This window comes from Algoriella sp. (assembly GCF_036647415.1).
GTDB lineage: Bacteria > Bacteroidota > Bacteroidia > Flavobacteriales > Weeksellaceae > Empedobacter.
In genome coordinates this window covers 1-20,000 of the sequence record NZ_JAVXKG010000014.1, presented here as the reverse complement: position 1 = coordinate 20,000, position 20,000 = coordinate 1, and the positions used below count along the sequence as shown (strand labels likewise).

The 20,000-nt window shown below is 28.9% G+C and carries 21 protein-coding genes; all 21 read left to right on the top strand.

Translation table 11 applies throughout. The features are described 5' to 3' along the window. Window positions 1-456: a hypothetical protein gene (locus tag RSC72_RS07725; RefSeq protein WP_332544669.1), complete on the top strand. Its 456-nt coding sequence runs from the start codon at window positions 1-3 to the stop codon at window positions 454-456. Continuing rightward, on the top strand, window positions 453-860 hold the full coding sequence (locus tag RSC72_RS07720) for a hypothetical protein (protein WP_332544667.1): 408 nt from the start codon (window positions 453-455) through the stop codon (window positions 858-860). Before RSC72_RS07725 ends, RSC72_RS07720 begins: the two co-directional genes overlap by 4 nt. Continuing rightward, complete coding sequence (locus RSC72_RS07715) at window positions 856-1,851, top strand: BtrH N-terminal domain-containing protein (protein WP_332544684.1); 996 nt, start codon at window positions 856-858, stop codon at window positions 1,849-1,851. The genes RSC72_RS07720 and RSC72_RS07715 overlap by 5 nt, the downstream gene beginning before the upstream one ends. Then, window positions 1,851-2,576, top strand: a complete 726-nt coding sequence (locus RSC72_RS07710; RefSeq protein WP_332544665.1) for an ABC transporter ATP-binding protein — start codon at window positions 1,851-1,853, stop codon at window positions 2,574-2,576. Before RSC72_RS07715 ends, RSC72_RS07710 begins: the two co-directional genes overlap by 1 nt. Further along, entirely contained in the window at window positions 2,576-3,856 is a 1,281-nt protein-coding gene (locus tag RSC72_RS07705; protein WP_332544663.1) for an ABC transporter permease, read from the top strand. The genes RSC72_RS07710 and RSC72_RS07705 overlap by 1 nt, the downstream gene beginning before the upstream one ends. Continuing rightward, entirely contained in the window at window positions 3,831-4,268 is a 438-nt protein-coding gene (locus RSC72_RS07700; RefSeq protein ID WP_332544662.1) for an acyl-CoA thioesterase, read from the top strand. The genes RSC72_RS07705 and RSC72_RS07700 overlap by 26 nt, the downstream gene beginning before the upstream one ends. After that, the gene (locus RSC72_RS07695) at window positions 4,268-5,389 is read left to right on the top strand and encodes a beta-ketoacyl-[acyl-carrier-protein] synthase family protein (RefSeq protein WP_332566001.1); all 1,122 of its coding nucleotides are present in this window, start codon (window positions 4,268-4,270) and stop codon (window positions 5,387-5,389) included. Before RSC72_RS07700 ends, RSC72_RS07695 begins: the two co-directional genes overlap by 1 nt. Further along, window positions 5,382-5,921, top strand: coding sequence for a 3-oxoacyl-ACP synthase (locus RSC72_RS07690; protein WP_332544658.1), 540 nt, complete (start codon window positions 5,382-5,384; stop codon window positions 5,919-5,921). Before RSC72_RS07695 ends, RSC72_RS07690 begins: the two co-directional genes overlap by 8 nt. 30 nt (window positions 5,922-5,951) lie before the next feature. Next, window positions 5,952-6,209, top strand: coding sequence for a phosphopantetheine-binding protein (locus tag RSC72_RS07685; protein WP_332544656.1), 258 nt, complete (start codon window positions 5,952-5,954; stop codon window positions 6,207-6,209). Next, on the top strand, window positions 6,209-7,402 hold the full coding sequence (locus tag RSC72_RS07680) for a beta-ketoacyl-[acyl-carrier-protein] synthase family protein (RefSeq protein ID WP_332544654.1): 1,194 nt from the start codon (window positions 6,209-6,211) through the stop codon (window positions 7,400-7,402). The genes RSC72_RS07685 and RSC72_RS07680 overlap by 1 nt, the downstream gene beginning before the upstream one ends. After that, window positions 7,402-8,403 carry a beta-ketoacyl synthase chain length factor gene (locus RSC72_RS07675; protein ID WP_332544653.1) on the top strand — a complete coding sequence of 334 codons (1,002 nt, stop codon included), beginning with the start codon at window positions 7,402-7,404 and terminating at the stop codon, window positions 8,401-8,403. Before RSC72_RS07680 ends, RSC72_RS07675 begins: the two co-directional genes overlap by 1 nt. 116 nt (window positions 8,404-8,519) lie before the next feature. After that, window positions 8,520-9,173 (top strand): polysaccharide deacetylase family protein, encoded by a 654-nt coding sequence (locus tag RSC72_RS07670; protein WP_332544651.1) that lies wholly within the window; start codon window positions 8,520-8,522, stop codon window positions 9,171-9,173. Then, entirely contained in the window at window positions 9,163-9,789 is a 627-nt protein-coding gene (locus RSC72_RS07665) for a LolA family protein (RefSeq protein WP_332544649.1), read from the top strand. Before RSC72_RS07670 ends, RSC72_RS07665 begins: the two co-directional genes overlap by 11 nt. Then, window positions 9,767-10,384 carry a hypothetical protein gene (locus RSC72_RS07660; RefSeq protein WP_332544647.1) on the top strand — a complete coding sequence of 206 codons (618 nt, stop codon included), beginning with the start codon at window positions 9,767-9,769 and terminating at the stop codon, window positions 10,382-10,384. The genes RSC72_RS07665 and RSC72_RS07660 overlap by 23 nt, the downstream gene beginning before the upstream one ends. Before the next feature lie 61 nt (window positions 10,385-10,445). After that, window positions 10,446-10,817 (top strand): 3-hydroxyacyl-ACP dehydratase, encoded by a 372-nt coding sequence (locus tag RSC72_RS07655; RefSeq protein WP_332544646.1) that lies wholly within the window; start codon window positions 10,446-10,448, stop codon window positions 10,815-10,817. Further along, window positions 10,817-11,299: a hypothetical protein gene (locus tag RSC72_RS07650; RefSeq protein WP_332544644.1), complete on the top strand. Its 483-nt coding sequence runs from the start codon at window positions 10,817-10,819 to the stop codon at window positions 11,297-11,299. The genes RSC72_RS07655 and RSC72_RS07650 overlap by 1 nt, the downstream gene beginning before the upstream one ends. A gap of 5 nt (window positions 11,300-11,304) precedes the next feature. Then, a complete protein-coding gene (locus tag RSC72_RS07645; protein ID WP_332544643.1) occupies window positions 11,305-12,486 on the top strand; it encodes a DUF2062 domain-containing protein in 1,182 nt (393 codons plus the stop codon). Next, a complete protein-coding gene (locus RSC72_RS07640) occupies window positions 12,479-16,138 on the top strand; it encodes a 1-acyl-sn-glycerol-3-phosphate acyltransferase (protein WP_332578466.1) in 3,660 nt (1,219 codons plus the stop codon). The genes RSC72_RS07645 and RSC72_RS07640 overlap by 8 nt, the downstream gene beginning before the upstream one ends. Next, a complete protein-coding gene (locus tag RSC72_RS07635; RefSeq protein WP_442879136.1) occupies window positions 16,113-17,681 on the top strand; it encodes a phytoene desaturase family protein in 1,569 nt (522 codons plus the stop codon). Before RSC72_RS07640 ends, RSC72_RS07635 begins: the two co-directional genes overlap by 26 nt. Further along, window positions 17,674-19,335, top strand: a complete 1,662-nt coding sequence (locus tag RSC72_RS07630) for a C45 family peptidase (protein ID WP_332544636.1) — start codon at window positions 17,674-17,676, stop codon at window positions 19,333-19,335. Before RSC72_RS07635 ends, RSC72_RS07630 begins: the two co-directional genes overlap by 8 nt. Next, on the top strand, window positions 19,302-20,000 hold a 699-nt coding region (locus tag RSC72_RS07625; protein WP_442879428.1), incomplete at its 3' end, for a phenylacetate--CoA ligase family protein. The genes RSC72_RS07630 and RSC72_RS07625, both read left to right, overlap by 34 nt.

Sequence of the window (20,000 nt, the reverse complement as noted above, 5' to 3'; positions counted from 1 at the left end):
ATGAAGGTAAATCAGCAAATTGATATTCAACAATTTCTTCCACATCGTAGACCAATGCTGTTTGTAGACACGATAACTTGGATAGAAAAAACTTATGTTGAAGCATTATTTACAATTAAGCCAAATCAATTATTTATTCAAGATGAATATTTTACTGAAATTGGTCTGTTGGAGAATATGGCACAAGTTTGTTCTACAATTATAGGACAAAATTATTTTATTAATTTTTCTGATTTGCACAAAGGCGATGTTATAGGATTTATTAGCACAATAAAATCTGCTGAAATTCTACGTTTGCCAAAGATTAATCAAACAATTACGACAAAAGCAACTTTGTTAGAAGTTTTTGATTATGATGAATTTACAATTAGTTTGATGGAGTCAAAAGTGATGATTGATGAAGAAGTTTTTGCGACTTCTACAATGAATTTAATGTTACAAAATCACAAAAAATGAAACAATCCGAAGTTCCACAAGATAAAGGTCATTTAAGTAAAGATAATTACAATGAAGTTTATTACGCAATAAATGAAGAAGGAGAGTTTTCTAAAACATTAAGCACAGGTTGGGAAGCTAAAAATATTGTACAATCTGAGACATTAAAAGTGTTAGAAGAAAGAACAGAAGCGGCAAGAAAAAAAGTTGAAAATGGAGAAATAAGTCCAATTTTATATTTTATGGAATTGAAGCGAATGGATTTAGAAATTTTATCGAATTACGTCGGAATTTGGAAATTTTTCATCAAACGTCACGCAAAACCAAACGTTTTTAAAAAATTAAAAGAATCAACCTTAAAAAAATATGCCGAAGCTTTTGAGATTTCGGTAGAAGAATTAAAACATTTTGATGGAAAAAATTAGTACTGATTTTAAACATTTCCAATCCGCACATTGCGAAAACGGTGTTGCTTCTAATCTATTAAAAAATAAAGGAATTGATATTTCTGAACCAATGATTTTTGGTCTTGGTTCGGGTTTATTTTTTGTCTTTTTACCTTTCCTGAAAGTCAATCATGCGCCAGCAATTAGTTATCGTCCAATGCCAGGAATGATTTTTAATCGTGCAGCAAAAAATCTTGGAATTAAAGTTAAAAGACATAAATTTCGTTCATCAAAATCTGCACAAGAGTTTTTGGATCAGCAACTTTTGGCAAATCGTCCGTGTGGTTTACAAGTTGGAGTTTATAATTTGACTTATTTTCCAGAAGAATATAAATTTCATTTTAATGGGCATAATTTGGTCGTTTATGGCAAAGAAAATGATTCGTATTTGATTAGTGATCCTGTCATGGAAAAGACCACTGTTTTAACAGAAAGTGAACTGGAAAAAGTTCGTTTTTCTAAAGGAGTTTTAGCGCCAAAAGGACATTTATATTATCCAGAATCTATTCCAGAAGAGTTAAATTTTGAAAAAGCAATAAAGCAAGCAATCAAAAAAACATGTCGAGATATGTTGGCGCCAGTGCCAATTGTTGGTGTTCGTGGAATTAGAATGGTTGCGAAAAGAATTAAAAAATGGCCAGCTAAAATTGGGAATGCAAAAACCAATTATTTTTTAGCGCAAATGGTTCGTATGCAAGAAGAAATAGGAACTGGAGGCGGAGGTTTTCGCTACATATATGCCGCATTTTTACAAGAATCTTCAGTTAAATTAAATCGTCCAGAATTGAATGATTTTGCCATAGAAATTTCTGAAATTGGTGATAAATGGAGAGATTTTGCTGTAAATGCTTCACGTGTCTATAAAAAACGTAGTAATACACAAGATATTTATAATGTTATTTCTAATCAATTATTAGAACTTGCAGATTTAGAGGAATCTTTTTTTAAACGTTTGAGAAAAATTATTTAATGATTGAGATTAATAAATTATATAAAAAATATAAAAATTCCGATGTTTTTGCATTAGAAGATTTCAATTTAGAGATCAAACAAAATGAAATTCATGGTTTACTTGGTATTAATGGCGCTGGTAAAACGACTTTGATGTCAATTTTATCTGGATTAATAGAGCCAACATCTGGCAAAATTGTCATTCAAGGATTTAATCAAAATTCAGATCTCAATCAAATTAAGAAAATTATCGGAATTGTTCCGCAAGAATATGCACTTTATCCAACATTGACAGCAAGAGAAAATTTAGAATTTTTTGGAAAAATATATAAAGTTCCAACCAAAGAATTGACTGAAAAAATTAATTCATTGACTGAAAAAATAGGAATGTTGAAGTTTTTAGATAAAAAAATAGAATCTTTTTCGGGAGGAATGAAACGCCGAATAAATTTGTTAGCAGGAATTTTACATCAACCCGAGATTTTATTTCTTGATGAACCAACTGTTGGCGTTGATATTCAGTCAAAATTGATTTTATTAGACTATTTAAAAGAGCTTAATCAACAAGGTATGACAATTGTTTATACGTCGCATCACATGGCGGAAGCAGAGGATTTTTGTACTTGCGTAACGATTATGAATAACGGAAAAGCAATTATAACAGAAGAACCAAAAAAGTTGGTAAAACAGTATAATGCACACAGTTTAGAAGAAGTTTTTGTTTCATTAACTAAAATATCATAATGTTTACACAACTTTTAGCTTGTATAAAAAAGGAAATTTTATTGTTAAGTCGCGATATTGGCGGATTAATTATATTATTTATTATGCCTTTGATTTTGGTTGTCACAGTAACTAAAATTCAGAAAAGTACCTACGATTCTTTTTCAGACACAAGCATTCCAATTTTATTTATAGATAACGATCAAGACAGTATTTCTTCTGTGATTAAGAAACATGTTTCTTCTTCTGGAAATCTAAAAATTGTTTCAGAAATTAATCATAAAAATATTACAGAATCACAATTACAATCGGAAGTTTTTAAAGGAAATTATCAAGTAGGAATTGTTATTCCAAAGAATTTATCAAAAGATTTAAATTATAAAATCAATCAAAATGTTGAAGAAATTTTAAATCAATTTTCTATTGATAGTTCGCAAATTCAGTACAACAAAGCGGTAGAAAATAAGACGATAAAGTTATATTTTGATCCAGCGACTTCTATTGCGTTCAAGCAAAATGTCCTTAATATTCTGGATAAATTAATTACAGAAACAGAAAATAAAAGTATCTACACAGCTTTCCAAAAAGAGATGGGAAGTGAGGATGATTCAGCTTTTCAGAACGATAAATTTATCAATTTCAAAGAAATTGTTCCACAAACAAGTACAACAACACTCAAGCCAAATGTTACGCAACACAATGTACCAGCATGGACATTGTTCGCTATATTTTTTATCATTGTTCCTCTATCTATCAATATTGTAAAAGAGAAAAATTTAGGTACGCACGTTCGTTTGTTAGTAAGTCCTATGCCTTATTCTGTACAGATTTTAGGGAAAACAATCACATATTTAATTATTAGTTTATTTCAATTTCTAATGATTTTAGGAGTTGCAAAATTCATTTTTCCTCTGATAGATTTACCAGGTTTTAGTACTGAAGGAATTCTAATTCCAATTTTTGGATTAACTATTTTTGCCGCATTAGCCGCAATCGGATTAGGATTATTGATTGGTACAATTGCAAAAACACAAGAACAATCAGCTCCTTTTGGTGCAACATTTGTCGTTATTTTGGCGGCAATTGGCGGAGTATGGATTCCTGTTTTTGCAATGTCAGATTTTATGCAACATTTCTCTAAAATTTCACCGATGAACTGGGCTTTGGACGGTTATTATAGCCTAATTTTAAGAAATCAGTCTTTCGTGCAAATTTTACCCAATATTATTTTATTAACTTTGTTTTATATTATTACTTCTATTGCCGCAATATATTATGATAAATTCAGAAGAGAAGAGTAAAACTTTGATCCATAATTCTAGTTTTTCGGTTCGTTTTAACGAAGTTGATTCGCTGGGAATTGTGTGGCATGGTAATTATATTACTTATTTTGAAGATGGAAGAGAGGCTTTTGGACGTCATTTTGGAATTAGTTATTTAGATATTCAAAAAAATGGCTTTGTAACACCAATTATTAAATCTGTTTGTGAGCATAAGTTTCCACTAAAATATGGAGATGTTTGTCGAATTGAAACGACTTATGAAGATACTTTGGCTGCAAAAATGATATTTAAGTTTAAGATTTTTAATCAAGATAATAAGTTAGTTTGTACTGGAGAAACGATTCAAGTTTTTTTGGATAATGAAGGAGAATTAATGTTGACATTTCCTCCGTTTTTTGTAGAATGGAAACAAAAAATCGGTTTATTATAATGGAAAAAGTTTATATTAATCGATCAAATATTTTAACTCCTTTTGGGTTTTCTGTTGAAACAAATTGGGAACAATTGGTTTTAGGAAATTCAGCTGTCTCAAAAATAGAATCTTTTGGACATCTTAAGAATTTTTATGCAGGACAAATAGATGAAAATATTTTCCGAAATATTAAAAATCAAATAATTAATAATGAGAAATATACTCGATTAGAACTAATTGGAATATATTCTCTATTTCAGATTGTTGATAAATCTAAAATTGATTCAAGAACTGGTTTTGTTTTATCAACAACAAAAGGAAATATTAATCAAATTTCTAATTCTTTAGAGGAAGCATCAATTCCTTTATTTGCACAAAAAATAGCAGATTATTTTGATTTTGAAACTGAACCAATTGTAGTCAGTAATGCATGTGTTTCTGGCGTGTTAGCAGTAAATATTGCGAAACGTTTTATAGAAATGGATTTTTTTGATGACGTTTATGTTTTGGCCTTAGACGAATTAACTGATTTTGTTTTAACTGGTTTTAATTCATTTCAAGCAATGGATTTTGACCAATGTAAACCATTTGATAAAGACAGAAAAGGTGTTAATTTAGGTGAAGCAGCGGCTTGTGTTTATATTTCTAAAGAAAAAACGAATAATTCTTTTCAAATAGTAGGTGAAGCGACAATCAATGATGCGAATCATATTTCTGGTCCTTCACGTACTGGCGAAGGTTTGGTTTCGAGCATAGAAAATGCACTAAAAGAATCGGATATTACTTCGAATAAGATTGATTATATTTCTGCACATGGTACAGCTACTTTGTACAATGATGAAATGGAAACAATAGCCTTTAATCGTTTAGAAATGCAAAATATTCCGACGAATAGTTTAAAAGCTTATTTTGGGCATACATTAGGTGCTTCAGGTTTATTAGAATTGGTTTTGGCAATGAAACAAGCGCAAGAAAATTTAGTTTTGAAAAGTTTAAATTATACTGAATTAGGGACTTCTGTTGAGCAAAACATTACCAAAGAAAATTTAAATAAAGAGATTAATTATATTCTAAAAACATCTTCTGGTTTTGGCGGAAGTAACGCAGTAATCATTCTTAAAAAGGTTGAAAATGACTGAAGTTGTAATTAAAAATGAGCAAATTTGGTTGAATGACATCTTGTTTTTTGAAGAGAAATCAACTGATTTTAATACTTTTTCGAAGAACTGTTTTAAGTTTTTAAATATCAATTATCCTAAATTTTACAAAATGGATCAACAAAGTAAATTGGCTTTTTTAGCTGCTGAAATTTTGTTGAAAAATGAAAATACATTAACCGAAAATCAAAATATTGCTTTAGTTTTTGCAAATAAAAATTCGAGCTTAGATTCTGATCTTAAACATGCAGAAAGTATTCAATCTGAAAATGAAATTTTTCCTAGCCCAGCAGTTTTCGTCTATACTTTGGCAAATATTTGTTTGGGAGAAGTGAGTATTCGCCATCATTTGAAAACAGAAAATGCTTTTTTTATAGCGAATAATTTTAATGAAAATCAGTTGAAAAAGTACGCTCATTATTTGATAGATTCGCATCGAGCAAATAAAGTTGTCGTAGCTTGGGTAGATTATTTACAAGGGAATTATGAAGCAAAAATGATTTTAATAGATTAAAAACAATATTACTTAACAATAAAAAATACTATGGAAAATTTAATTACTGAATTAAAAGTAAAAATTATCGAAATCTTAAATTTAGAAGATGTAACTGTGGAGGATATCAAGGATAATGATACTCTTTTTGGAGACGGATTGGGATTAGATTCTATTGATGCTTTGGAGTTGATTGTTTTGTTGGACAAAGAATATGGTATCAAAATTACGGATCCAAAAGAAGGAAAAACAATTTTTCAGTCGGTTGAAGTAATGGCAGATTATATCGAGAAAAATAGAACAAAATAATGGACAAAAAAGTTGCAATAACAGGGATGGGAATTATTTCGGCAATAGGTTATAATGTCGAAGAAAATTTGCAATCACTACTTCATCAAAAACATGGTTTATCACGTTTACAAAATTTTGAATCTATACATAAAGATCAAATTTTTGTGGGTGAAATTAAACAAACTAATGAGGAATTAGCAACTTTTTTAAATCTATCATCAGATAATAATTTCACTCGTACAGCGATGTTGGGACTTGTCGCGGTGAAAGAAGCATTGAATGATGCACAAATTACAAATGTAAATGAATTCAGAACTGGATTGATTTCTTCAACAAGTGTTGGAGGAATGGATATTACAGAAAAATATTTTTTGAATTATGAAGATTTACCCGAAAAGCAGAAATATATTTCAACGCACGATTCGGGTACATCTTCACAACAAATCGCTCAAGAAATAGGATTACAAGGTTTTGTTTCTACAATTAGTACTGCATGTTCTTCCGCTGCAAATGCAATTATGTATGGTGCTCGGTTGATAAAATCAGGAAAATTGGATCGTGTCATTGTTGGTGGAACGGACGCTTTGTCGAAATTTACAATTAATGGTTTCAAAAGTTTGATGATTTTGTCGGATGAATTTAATCAACCATTTGATCTTAATAGAAAAGGTTTAAATCTTGGTGAAGCCGCTGCTTATTTGGTTTTGGAATCAGATGAAATGGTTCAAAAAACAAATAAAAAAGTGATTGGACATTTGGCTGGATATGGAAATGCAAATGATGCTTTTCATCAAACGGCTTCCTCTGAAAATGGGGAAGGAGCGTATTTAGCAATGAAAAAAGCTTTTGATATTGGAGAGATTGATCCTGAAAAAATTGATTATATCAATGTTCATGGAACAGCGACTAATAATAATGATTTAACAGAAGGTAGAGCTCTGTTACGTATTTATGAAAATGATTTACCAAAATTTAGTTCTACAAAGCCTTTTACGGGACACACTTTAGCTGCTGCTGCAGGAGTTGAAGCGGTTTTTAGTCTGTTAAGTTTACAAAATAATGTGATATATCCGAACTTAAATTTTCAATTACCGATTGAAGAGTTGAATATCTTTCCGACAACTACTTTAGAAAAGAAAGATATTCAATATGTTTTATCAAATTCGTTTGGTTTCGGAGGAAATTGTTCAACTTTAATTTTTTCAAAATAATGAGAGAAGTATTTGTAAACGGTTTAGGTGTTGTAAATGCACAATTTATAGATAATATTTCTGATGAAGTTTCAGTTTTGACAGAAAATATTACCAAAGCGAAATCCCCATCACTCAAAGAAATTATTTCTCCAGCTATGAGCAGACGAATGGCTTCGGGTGTTAAAATGGGAATTTATACAGCCAAAAAAGCATTAGATGAAGCGGAGATTGACACTTTAGATGCAATTATTACTGGAACTGCTTTGGGGTGTTTAGTTGATTCTGAAAAGTTTTTGACAAATATTATTCAGAATAATGAAGAATTTTTGACGCCAACAGCTTTTATACAATCAACACACAATACGGTAGGTTCGCAAATTGCATTACATCTTAATTGTAAAGCGTATAATTTCACTTATACCAATGGGTTTAATTCTTTTGAGAATGCTTTATTAGACGGTTTCCTTCAGATTAAAAGTGAAGAATCATCAAATGTTTTGATTGGTGGAATTGATGAAATAGGAGAAAGAACGTATCAATTACAACAATTGATTGGCGAGATAAAATCTGAAACTAATCAAGGAAAAAGATACAGTGAAGGTGCGCATTTTTTTGCAATTTCAGATAAAAAATCAATAACATCTTATGCGAAAATAATTGATGTAAGTATTCAGAATGAGTACGATAAAGAAAATTTATTTTCTGAAATTTTAAAATTTATTCAGTTGAATAATATTAATTTATCCGAAATTGACGCGATAATTTCTGGAATAGATGATTTACAAATGATTAATGAAATTAATTCTTCAATTACAATTTTTACATACAAAGATTTTATTGGCGAGTTTGGAACTTCTTCAGCATTTGGATTGACTTTAGGTTGTGAGATTCTTAAAAATGAAACTTTTCCAAAAGCATTTTTAGCAAATCAAAATCAACCAGATGAATTAAGAAATCTACTGTTAATCAATGGTTATAAAGGAAGAGATTTAAGTTTTACGCTACTTCAATCTATATGAAATTTAGAATTGTAAATTTTGTTTGTCTATTATTTTTAGTCTTTTTACTAATTTTTTGTTGGCAATTTGAATTCAGTTTTTTCGCGTTAATAATTCCATTTTTTGTTTGGATAACATTGACAATTTTTGGAGTTTTTGAGATAAGATTAAATTATTTTCTGAAAGCTTTTCATCAACAAAAAAATAGTCAACAAAAGATTATTTCGTTAACTTTTGATGACGGTCCAACGGAATTTACTCCTCGAATATTGGATATTTTAGAAAAAAATCATGCTAAAGCTACTTTTTTTTGTATAGGTAAGCAGATAGAAAAGTATCCAGAAATACTTAGAAATACATCTAATTTAGGGCATATTATAGGAAACCATACGTTTCATCATTCCTCTAAAAATGGCTTTTATTCTTCACAAAAAATAGTTGAAGAAATAAGTTCTACAAATGAAATAATTTTTGATACAATTAACCTTAAACCAAAATTATTTCGACCGCCTTTTGGTATCACAAATCCACATATAGCCGATGCTATTTCACAAACAAAACATGATGTAATTGGTTGGAGTTTACGGTCATTAGATACAATAATAGATGATGAGCAAAAGCTTTTTGATAGAATTTCGAGCAAAATAAAACCAGGTTGTATTGTTTTGATGCATGATACTTCGGATAAAACGGCGAATGTTTTAGAGCAATTATTTGTATTTTTACAGAAAGAAAATTATAAAGTTGTTCTATTGGACGAACTTTTGAAAATTGATGTTTATGAAAATTAAAATAGTATTCTTTTTTGCACTTTTTGTGATGAAAATTTCTGCGCAAGAAAGTAAAATGAGTAATATAGAAATAGAAAAATTTAAAAAAGATATTATTTCAGATTCAAAGAATATAGAGACTTTGATGGCTGATTTTACACAATATAAAGTGATGAGTTTTTTAGAAAAACCTATTATCTCAAAAGGCAAATTGTATCTTCAGAATCCGAAAGCAATGCGATGGAATTATACGCAACCAATAGATTATAATGTGATTTTCAACAATGGTAAAATCTACATAAATGATGAAGGTAAAAAAACAAGTGTAGATCTACAAGGAAATAAAAAATTTGAAAAGCTAAACCAGCTGATAGTTGGAAGTGTAAGCGGAAATCTTTTCAATACAAGTGATTTTGATATTACGTATGCAAAAACAGATAAATCTCGTATTGCTAAATTACAACCTAAGTTAAAGGATATAAAAAAATACATCAAAGAGATTCAATTAACCTTTTATACAGGGCAATCTACGGTTACAGAGGTTAAGATGATTGAGCCATCTAATGATTATACAAAAATTTTATTTACCAATAAATCTTTAAATAAAACTATAAATGCATCGGTTTTTACTCCTTAGTTTATTTATTTTTTGTTCTTGTGGTACAACTTATAAAGTTTCTGATATTCAGCAAGAAAAACGATTGAATCAAGTTATTTCTAATCCTTACTTTAATAAAGTCAATAAAGAGTATGCGTATAGATTCAAAATTACTTTTATGAAAAAAGAAATGAAAGGTAATTTTGTTGTAAAAAAGATAGATAAAACAACTCATCGTGCTGTAATGATTTCAGATTTTGGAAATACGCTTTTTGATTTATCTATTTTCAATAATGAATATACGTTACATTATGCAATGCCAGATTTGAATAAGAAAGTAGTTGTAAAGACACTTGCAGAAGATTTACAAACTATTTTTCAAAATGATTTTGAAGTTAATCAACACTATATTACTAAAGATAATTTGATTTTGAAATCTGAAAATATTAGTTTAGTTTATCCTAAGAATAAATCATTTTTTTTTACAGAACTAATTCATTTAAAGAAGAATAAAATAAAGACGATGAATCAATTTGAAGTTGATAAAACCGATTTTCCGAAAAATATTTTGATAAAACATAATCATTTTAATTTATCAATCGAATTAATTAAGGTAAATACAGAGTTAGAGTAACTTCAACTAACGTTTTTAATAGTAAATTTTAGATTATCTTTGTTAATCAAAACAATTGCAAATGCTTATTCCTAACCTTTATAGTATAAAAAAATCTGAAACGATTGACGACTTTAATTTTAATATTCAAATAGAATTAAATCCGAAACATGAGATTTTTGATGGACATTTTCCAAATAATCCAATTATGCCAGGAGTTTGTATGATTCAGATAATAAAAGAGTTAACGGAATTGTTTATCTCTCAAAAATTGTATTTGTCTAAGGTTTCTAATGTTAAATTTATGGCAATTATTAATCCTTTTACTCATTCTGTTTTAGATCTGAATTTGAATATTATGAATAATGGGGAAGAAGTGAAAGTTAAAAATTCTTCCTTTTTTGAATCGACAAATGCATTAAAATTTAGTGCTGTTTTTAAAATTTTAGAATAATGAAAGTCTTTCTATCACTTCTATTTTCGATTACATTTTTCTTTGGATTAACTTTATCTGAATTAAGAACTGATTTTGAAAATGCTTCAAAATCAAGTAAAAATATTGATGTTTTATACAATAAATTAAATGATTATTCTGGTGATAATCAAACTATTATTGCTTACAAAGGTGCTTCTAAAATAATGAAAGCAAGATTTGTAAAAGATAAAGCTACAAAGAAAAAATATTTTACAGATGGTGCAAATTTGATAAATGATGCTGTAAAAAATGATGCAAAAGATGTTGAAAATCGCTTAATTCGCTTAATTATTCAAGAAAATATTCCAAAATTCATCAAATACAATCAAAATATAGAACAAGATAAAAATTTTATTGTAGAGAATTATCAATCTTCGTCAAAAGAAGTTCAGAATTTGGTTAAATCTTATGCGAATAAGTACAAAACATTCACGCCACAACAACTCAAAAAAATCAAATAATTTGAATGGAATCCTCAATTATTAGACATAAAATTGATGAATTTAAAATCTGTGTTTTAATTCCCACTTATAATAATGACAAAACTTTGCGTCGTGTTATTGATGGAGTTTTGGCGTATACAAATCATGTTTTTGTCATAAATGATGGATCTACAGACACGACATTAGCGATTTTAGAAAGCTATGAAAAGCAAATTTCTGTTGTTACAATTCCGATAAATAAAGGAAAAGGAAATGCGTTGCAAGTAGGTTTTAGAAAAGCGAAAGAATCGGGTTATGATTTTGCAATTACAATAGATTCTGATGGTCAACATTTTCCGCATGATATTCCTAATTTTGTAATGAAATTAGAAGAAAATCAGCCTGTTTTATTGATTGGGAGTCGACAAATGGAACAAGATGGAATTCCGAAAAAAAGTAGTTTTGGGAACAAGTTTTCTAACTTTTGGTTTTGGTTTGAAACAGGAATTAAACTTGATGATACACAATCTGGTTATCGCTTGTATCCGTTGAATTTTTTGCCAAATAAATTTTGGACAAATAAGTTTGAATTTGAGATAGAAGTGATTGTTCGTTCGGCTTGGAAAGGAATTAATGTCGTCAATATTCCGATTGATATTTTGTACGATCCTAATGAAAGAGTTTCTCATTTTAGACCATTTAAGGACTTTACTCGAATTAGTATTCTGAATACTTTTTTGGTCTTTTTGACCATTTTTTATATCAAACCACGAAATTTTTTGTTCAGTTTCAAAAAAAAAAACATCAAAACTTTTTTTAAAGAAGACATTTTAGGTAGTAATGATTCTAACAAAGTAAAAGCCTTGTCTATTTCGTTGGGCGTTTTTCTGGGAATAGCTCCTTTATGGGGTTTCCAGACTTTTTTAGCCATATTTTTAGCTTCAATGTTTCGTTTAAATAAAGTAATTAGTTTCTTTTTTTCCAATGTAAGTATTCCGCCAATGATTCCGATAATTATCTATTTATCGTTATTGACAGGAAGTTTTATACTACAAGACAAAATGGAGTTTGATTTTGATGTAATTTCATTCCAAATTATCAAGAAAAATTTAGTGCGATATGTAATTGGAAGCTTCGCTTTTGCTACATTTTGTAGTATTTTGAGCGGAGTTATTAGTTATTTTATACTCTCTTTTTTTAGTCAAAAAACAGTAAAAAATGCATAAGTTTTTTTACAAAATATTTTTATTCATTCAACAAAACAAATTATTAAGTACAATTGGTTTTGTATGTTTTTTATTGGTTTGTATCTTTTTTGCAAATCGATTAAAATTTGATGAAGATATTACTCGAATTATCCCAAAAAATGAAAAAAATACAGCAGTTACCAAAGTTATTTCTCAATTAAAATTTACTGATAAAATTGCTGTAATTATAGAGAAAAAAAAGGGAGGGACAATAGACGACATGTCTGCTTTAGCGTCTGATTTTTTAGACAGCGTTCAGCCTTATAACAAGTATTATAGCGATATACAAGGATATTATGATTTAGATAATTTTGCTGCTACATTTGATTTTGTGCATCAGAATTTGCCACTTTTTTTAGAAGAAAATGAGTATAAAAAGTTTGACGAAAAATTAAACAAAGATTCTATTTCGAAAATTGTCGAGAGCAATTACAAAAGTTTAATTACGCCAACTGGTATTGTTTCAAAAGAATTTATGTTGAAGGATCCGCTTGGATTTACATTTCTGGCATTAAATAAGTTGAAAGAAAGGAATTTAACCGATGATTTTGAGGTTTATAATGGATTTATTGTAACCAAAGATCATTCAAAATTATTTCTTTTTATTAATCCTAAATTTTCTGGTAGCGAAACAGAACATAATGCAGATTTTGTTGATGATTTGAATGGAATAAAAGATAAGTTAAACCCAATTTATAAAGGAAAAACAGAACTTTCATATTTCGGTTCAAGCTTTATTGCAGTTGCAAATGCAAAACAAATAAAACAAGATATTATAACCACAGTATTGATTTCGATGATTACGTTAATGGTTATTTTAATGGTTTTTTACCGTAAAATTTATATTCCGATCATCATTTTTATTCCATCTGTTTTTGGATTTTTCTTTGCTTTAGCAACATTGTATTTTATTCAAGGAACAATTTCCGCAATTTCGTTAAGTATTGGTGCTATTTTATTGGGAATAACCATTGATTATTCGTTGCATATTATGACACATTATAAGCACAATAGTAATTCTAAAATATTATTTAGAGAAATTACAAAACCGCTTATAATGAGCTCTACAAGTACGGCTATTGCATTTTTGTGCTTGTTATTTGTAAAGTCTGATGTGTTAAGAGATTTAGGAATTTTTGCTGGAATAACAGTTGTTGTATCGGGTATTTTTTCGTTATTAATTATTCCTCATTTATATCATCCGAAAGCAAATTCAGTAGAAAATAATTCATCAATTATAGAAAAATTAGCATTTTTCTCATTTCATAACAATAAATTCTTGATTGGAATTTGCTTGATTTTGATTGCTGTAAGTTGTTTTACGTTTAATAAAGTAACTTTTGACCAAGATTTATCGAAGTTAAATTATATTCCTCAAGATCAAAAAATTGCTGAACAAAAGCTGGAAACGTCTTCTAATTCTATTTCAAAAGCGTTATATGTTGTGAATTATGGGACAAATCAAGATGAAGCTCTAAAACAAAATTTAGCGTTGACTAAACGATTGGCTAAGGCAGAAAATAAGCAGGATATTTTAAGTTATAATTCCATTCAATCATTGGTTTTACCGACGGATATTCAACAAGAAAAAATAAAAAATTGGAATACTTTCTGGACAAAAGATAAAGTCAATTTTGTAAAACAACAATTTGTAAGCGAAGGAAAAAAATATGGTTTTAAAACTTCTGTTTATGATGATTTCTTTTCAATTTTTGATAAAAACTATACTGTATTAAAGTTAGAAGATTATAAAGCATTTAATCCTTCACTTTTTAATGAATTTGTATCCGAAAAAGATGGTTTTTATACCATTTCTACATTGGTAAAATTGAAAGAAGAAAACCGAGAAAATTTTATTAAAACATATCAAAATAATGAAACAATAGTTATTGATCGAAAACAATTGAATGAAAATTTTCTGGAAAATTTAGTCAATGATTTCAATAATTTAGTTAATTATTCTTTTATAGCAGTATTGTTAATTTTATGGTACTTTTTCAGAAGAATAGAATTGGTTATTATTAGCGCAATTCCAATTGCACTTTCAGGTTTAGTAACCGCTGGATTAATGGGACTTTTTGGTATACAATTTAATATTTTTAGTAGTATTGTTTGTACACTTATTTTTGGTCACGGAGTAGATTTTAGCATTTTTATGACAAGTGCTTTGCAGAAAGAATATACGACAGGTAAAGACGAAATGCCAACATACCGTACGTCAATTTTATTAGCTGTTATTACAACTGTATTAGCCATTGGAGCACTGATTTTTGCTAAACATCCAGCGCTAAAATCCATTGCTTCTGTTTCTCTTGTTGGGGTTATTGCTGCTTTGGTTATAACGTTTATTTTTTACCCAATTTTATTTCGATTTTTTATTGCAAATCGTCCACAAAAAGGTAAAAGTCCGCTTACATTATGGTTAACAATTCAAAGTGTATTATTTTTCATTTATTTTGGATTAGGAGGTATTTTGTTTTCGGTAACATTACGATTATTGATGATTATTTTACCGATTTCTAAAACAAATAAGTACAAATTATTTGGTAATGGAATGGCACTTTTTATGAAATCTGTATTGTATATAAAACCAACAGTTATCAAAAAAGTTATCAATCCGTATCACGAAGATTTCTCGAAACAATCTATTATTATTGCAAATCACACATCATTTTTAGACACTTTGGCAATTGGTATGTGTACACCTTATATCGTTTTTTTGGTGAACGATTGGGTTTATAAATCGCCAATTTTTGGTAAAGCAGTTAAAATGGCAGGTTTTTATCCCGTTTCTAGTGGTGTTGAAGACAATGTTGATGTGATAAAAGAACGTATAGGAAAAGACTTTTCATTAATGATTTTTCCAGAAGGAACGCGTTCTCTCAACAATAATGTAACTCGTTTTCATAAAGGTGCTTTTTATCTTTCAGAGAAATTACAATTAGATATTTTACCAATTTATATACATGGAAATTCAGAAATTATTCCAAAAGGAGATTTCAATGTTTATGACGGACATATTTTTTCGGTTATTGGTGAACGAATTGCTTGGAATGATGAATCCTACGGGAAAACTTATTCGGAGAGAACAAAGAAAATTAGTCGAAAATTTAAAGAAGATTTCCAGAATATTAGAAATCAATACGAAGATGAGAATTACTTTAAACAGAAATTATTTTTAAGTTTTCTTTACAAAGAAAATGAAATAATAACTGAAGTAAAAAAAGATTTTAAACAGAATAAAAACGTTTATCATAAATTAAATGAAGCTTTTACGATTAATGAAAAAATACTTCATTATGGAAATGATTATGGACAAATCGATTTTCTATTAGTCATGCAACAAGCTGCTCGTCAATTATTTTCGTTTGTCAAAAATGAAGAAAAAAGAGAAATTGCTTCGACAAATTATATTACAAAAACCAGAAATTTGAAGTATATTCATAATCTTAACGTTATAGACGATATAAAAACTCTGTTGATTTCTACTACAATTGATGATGAAGACCAAGAATTAATTCAATTTTTTGAGAAAATTGTAGTCTTGAAAAATAGAAAAATTGATGTAACGTTTTTAACTTCTTTTACCAAACAAATTGAAACTGATGGGTATGTTGTCTACACAAAATAATCAAATCAAAAAATACGATGTAGTCGTTATAGGTAGCGGTTTGGGAGGACTTGTTTCTGCGCTTATTTTGGCAAAAGAAGGTAAAAAAGTAGTCGTTTTAGAGAAGAACAATCAATACGGAGGAAACCTACAAACTTTTGTCCGCGATAAAGTTATTTTTGATACGGGCGTTCATTATGTTGGTGGTTTAGATAAAGGAGAAAATCTGTACAATTACTTTGATTATCTTAACATTGCGGACAAACTAAAATTGCAGAAATTAGACGAAGATGGTTTTGATATTATTTCTTTTGATGATGACGAAATTGAATATCCTATTGCGCAAACATATCAAAATTTTGTCGATCAATTAGCTGTTTTTTTTCCAGAAGAAAGAGAAAATTTAATCAAATACAGTAATAAATTAGAGGATTTGTGCACCAAATTTCCTATGTACAATCTTAATATCGGAACATTTGAGGACGAAGAAAATCTATTGTCAATAAATGCAAAAGAATTTATAGATTCTATTTTTACAAATGAACGATTAAAGGCTGTTTTGGTTGGTAATAATTTTTTGTATGTTGGTCAGTCCGAAAAAACTCCACTTTACATTCATGCTTTGTCTGTTAACTCTTATATACATTCAGCTTGGAGATGTGTAAATGGAGGAAGTCAGATATCAAAATTGTTGATTAAAGAGTTGAAAAAATACAATGGAGAAATTTATAAATACCAAGAAATAGATACTTTTATTCAAGATGAGCATGAAAATTTAATTGGTTGTCAGGCTAAAAATGGAGAACAATTTTTTGGAGATTTATTTATTTCTAACATTAATATAAAAAGAACAATTGAGATGTTGGGCGAAAGTAAATTTGGTAAACCATTTTCTCGTCGAATAAAAAGTTTAGAAGTTACACCTTCTACGTTTACGGTTTATATTGTTTTCAAGCCAAAAACCTTTCCTTATATCAATCATAATATTTATCATTTTAATTCGATTGATGACGTTTGGGATACGTTTGAGAAAGAGGTGGAAGATTGGCCCAATACTTATATTGCAACTTTCGGAATGGATATGAAAAATAAAGCATTTTCGGAAGCAATGACGATTATGACTTATATGAAGTTTGAAGAAGTTGAGCAATGGGAAAATACGTATAATATTGATGTGAACGAAAATTATGGAAATAGGGGAGAAACCTACGAAGAATTCAAAGAGAGAAAAGCACAATTAATCATCAATAAATTAGAGAAAAAATATCCAAATTTCAAAGATAAAATACAATCTGTTCATACTTCTTCGCCATTATCTTACCGAGATTTTATTGGTTCTGAAAAAGGAAATATGTATGGTTATTTAAAAGATAGCAACAATCCTATGAAGACATTTATTTCATCAAGATCTAAAGTCAAAAATTTATTTTTCACAGGACAAAATGTCCGTGTTCATGGTGTTTTAGGCGTTACAGTTGGCGCTTTTGTTACATGTAGTGTAATTCTTGGCGCGGAATATTTGATGAATAAAGTGAACAAAGAAATAAAGGAAAAGCATGAATAAACTCTTCTACATTTTACTTTTTATTCTTTTTACTTCATGTGGTGTTCAAAAAAGTTTAAAAGATCGTCCAGACTTATCAACTTATCATTCGCAAAAATATACGAGAGATAAGGTAAATGATAGTTTATTTTATATTGCGGATAATTTTTTGAAAAAGAATAAAACGCAAAATTGGGAATTATATGTTTCTGGAGATCCGTTAGAAATTGGTCAGAAAACAGGCGTTTTAACAAAAGAATTGTACGCGTTTCAGGAGCAATCATTCATGAATCTGATTGATGATTATATTCCTTCTAAGCGTCGAAAAAAGTTTTTATTTAAAATTCTAAAGTATTATAACAGAGATTTACATCAATATATTACAAACGAACATAAAGCAGAAATTTTAGGACTTTCCGAATCCGCAACAAACCGTTATGATTCGTTGATGGATAAGTATAATCGTAATTTATTTTTGCACGGCGCACACGATATTGGTCACGCAATGCACGATTTAATGCTTGTTGGTTGCTCTTCTTTAGCCGTTTGGGATGAAAAATCAGAAGATGGCGGATTGTTAATTGGGCGTAATTTTGACTTTTATGCAAACGATGATTTCGCAAAGAATAAAATAATTTCTTTCGTAAAACCCAAAGTCGGTTATCCTTACATGTCAATTACATGGGCTGGAATGATTGGCGTTTCTTCTGGTATGAACTTGGAAGGACTCACAGTAACGATAAACGCAGGAAAATCCTCGATTCCGTTTAAAGCAAAAACACCAATATCTCTTGTTGCATTAGAAATTCTACAACATGCCTCAACAATAGAGGAAGCGATTGCAATTGCCAAAACAAAAAAAGTATTTGTCTCAGAAAGTATTATGGTAGGAAGTAGTAAAGATCATAATGTTGCATTAATCGAAATTTCGCCTAAAAATTTTGGTGTTTATCAAGTAAAAAATCAACCGTATTTGGTTTGTACTAACCATTTTCAGAGCGAAGAATATAATAATGATAATAGAAACAATAAACAGAAAGAAGAAAGTCATTCGGTTTATCGTTTTCAGAAATTAGAAGAACATTTAGCACAAGATAAACAATTGAATCCTACCGAAATGGTCAAACTTTTGCGAGATACAAATGGTCTTAAAAATGAAAAATTAGGTTACGGAAACGAAAAAGCATTAAATCAACTTTTGGCACATCATGGTGTTGTTTTTCAGCCAGATAAACGATTAGTTTGGGTGTCGTCAAATCCATATCAATTGGGAGAGTTTACCGCTTATGATTTGAATAAAATATTTAATGATTCAATTCAAAATTTTACAATTAATGTAGATAGTTTAAAAATTGAAAAAGATATTTTTTTAACGACTGAGGATTATAAAAATTATAAAAAATTCAGAATTGATAAACATTTTATCGAAGATAAAATAGATAGAAAAGAAACAATTACAAAAGAGTTTTTAGAAAATTACATCAATACAAACCCTGATTTTTGGTTGGTTTATGCAAATGTTGCAGAATATTATTTTACACAAAAAGACTATTCACAAGCAATAAATTATTATAAATTAGCTTTATCTAAAGAGATTACAACAATTCCGGATAGAAATAAAATAGAGAAAAATCTAAAAAAATGTTTACAAAAAACATCCAAATCAGTAAATTAGAACAACTTTCTGCGCAAGAAATAGAAGACTTTCAGAATCAAAAATTGCAAGAACAACTTGCATATTTGATGAAAAATTCTACTTTCTATAAACGTATGTTTGCTGAACACAACATTGATTGGACATCAATAAAAACATTAGTAGATTTGAAACGTTTACCGCTTACTACAAAAAATGATTTACAACAATTTAATCAAGATTTTTTGTGCGTAGAACCTTCAGAAATTATAGATTATTCCACAACTTCGGGTACTTTAGGCGATCCTGTAACATTTGGTTTGACAGATAAAGATTTGGAACGTTTGGCGAATAATGAATTGAATTCTTTTCAGCGAATTGGTGTACAAAAAGGCGATGTTGTACAATTAATGACAACAATAGATCGTCGTTTTATGGCAGGTTTGGCTTATTTTTTAGGCTTACGTAAATTGGGTGCAGGAGTAATTCGTGTAGGTGCAGGAGTTCCGCAGTTACAGTGGGATTCTATCTTAAAATACAAACCTAAATACTTAGTTGCAGTTCCGTCTTTTTTATTGAAAATGTTAGATTATGCAGAAAAAAATGAAATTGATTTCAAAAATTCTAGTGTAAAAGCTGTATTGTGTATTGGCGAATCTTTACGAGAAAAAAGCCTTGAACCATCACTATTAGCACAAAAAATCACT

What these genes read in the sequence shown, in the direction of transcription:
- RSC72_RS07725 (WP_332544669.1), top strand. Translation starts at nt 1, where the DNA reads ATGAAGGTAAATCAGCAAATTGATATTCAACAATTTCTTCCACATCGT.
- RSC72_RS07720 (WP_332544667.1), top strand. Translation starts at nt 453, where the DNA reads ATGAAACAATCCGAAGTTCCACAAGATAAAGGTCATTTAAGTAAAGAT.
- RSC72_RS07710 (WP_332544665.1), top strand. Translation starts at nt 1,851, where the DNA reads ATGATTGAGATTAATAAATTATATAAAAAATATAAAAATTCCGATGTT.
- RSC72_RS07705 (WP_332544663.1), top strand. Translation starts at nt 2,576, where the DNA reads ATGTTTACACAACTTTTAGCTTGTATAAAAAAGGAAATTTTATTGTTA.
- RSC72_RS07700 (WP_332544662.1), top strand. Translation starts at nt 3,831, where the DNA reads ATGATAAATTCAGAAGAGAAGAGTAAAACTTTGATCCATAATTCTAGT.
- RSC72_RS07695 (WP_332566001.1), top strand. Translation starts at nt 4,268, where the DNA reads ATGGAAAAAGTTTATATTAATCGATCAAATATTTTAACTCCTTTTGGG.
- RSC72_RS07690 (WP_332544658.1), top strand. Translation starts at nt 5,382, where the DNA reads ATGACTGAAGTTGTAATTAAAAATGAGCAAATTTGGTTGAATGACATC.
- RSC72_RS07685 (WP_332544656.1), top strand. Translation starts at nt 5,952, where the DNA reads ATGGAAAATTTAATTACTGAATTAAAAGTAAAAATTATCGAAATCTTA.
- RSC72_RS07680 (WP_332544654.1), top strand. Translation starts at nt 6,209, where the DNA reads ATGGACAAAAAAGTTGCAATAACAGGGATGGGAATTATTTCGGCAATA.
- RSC72_RS07675 (WP_332544653.1), top strand. Translation starts at nt 7,402, where the DNA reads ATGAGAGAAGTATTTGTAAACGGTTTAGGTGTTGTAAATGCACAATTT.
- RSC72_RS07665 (WP_332544649.1), top strand. Translation starts at nt 9,163, where the DNA reads ATGAAAATTAAAATAGTATTCTTTTTTGCACTTTTTGTGATGAAAATT.
- RSC72_RS07660 (WP_332544647.1), top strand. Translation starts at nt 9,767, where the DNA reads ATGCATCGGTTTTTACTCCTTAGTTTATTTATTTTTTGTTCTTGTGGT.
- RSC72_RS07655 (WP_332544646.1), top strand. Translation starts at nt 10,446, where the DNA reads ATGCTTATTCCTAACCTTTATAGTATAAAAAAATCTGAAACGATTGAC.
- RSC72_RS07650 (WP_332544644.1), top strand. Translation starts at nt 10,817, where the DNA reads ATGAAAGTCTTTCTATCACTTCTATTTTCGATTACATTTTTCTTTGGA.
- RSC72_RS07645 (WP_332544643.1), top strand. Translation starts at nt 11,305, where the DNA reads ATGGAATCCTCAATTATTAGACATAAAATTGATGAATTTAAAATCTGT.
- RSC72_RS07640 (WP_332578466.1), top strand. Translation starts at nt 12,479, where the DNA reads ATGCATAAGTTTTTTTACAAAATATTTTTATTCATTCAACAAAACAAA.
- RSC72_RS07635 (WP_442879136.1), top strand. Translation starts at nt 16,113, where the DNA reads ATGGGTATGTTGTCTACACAAAATAATCAAATCAAAAAATACGATGTA.
- RSC72_RS07630 (WP_332544636.1), top strand. Translation starts at nt 17,674, where the DNA reads ATGAATAAACTCTTCTACATTTTACTTTTTATTCTTTTTACTTCATGT.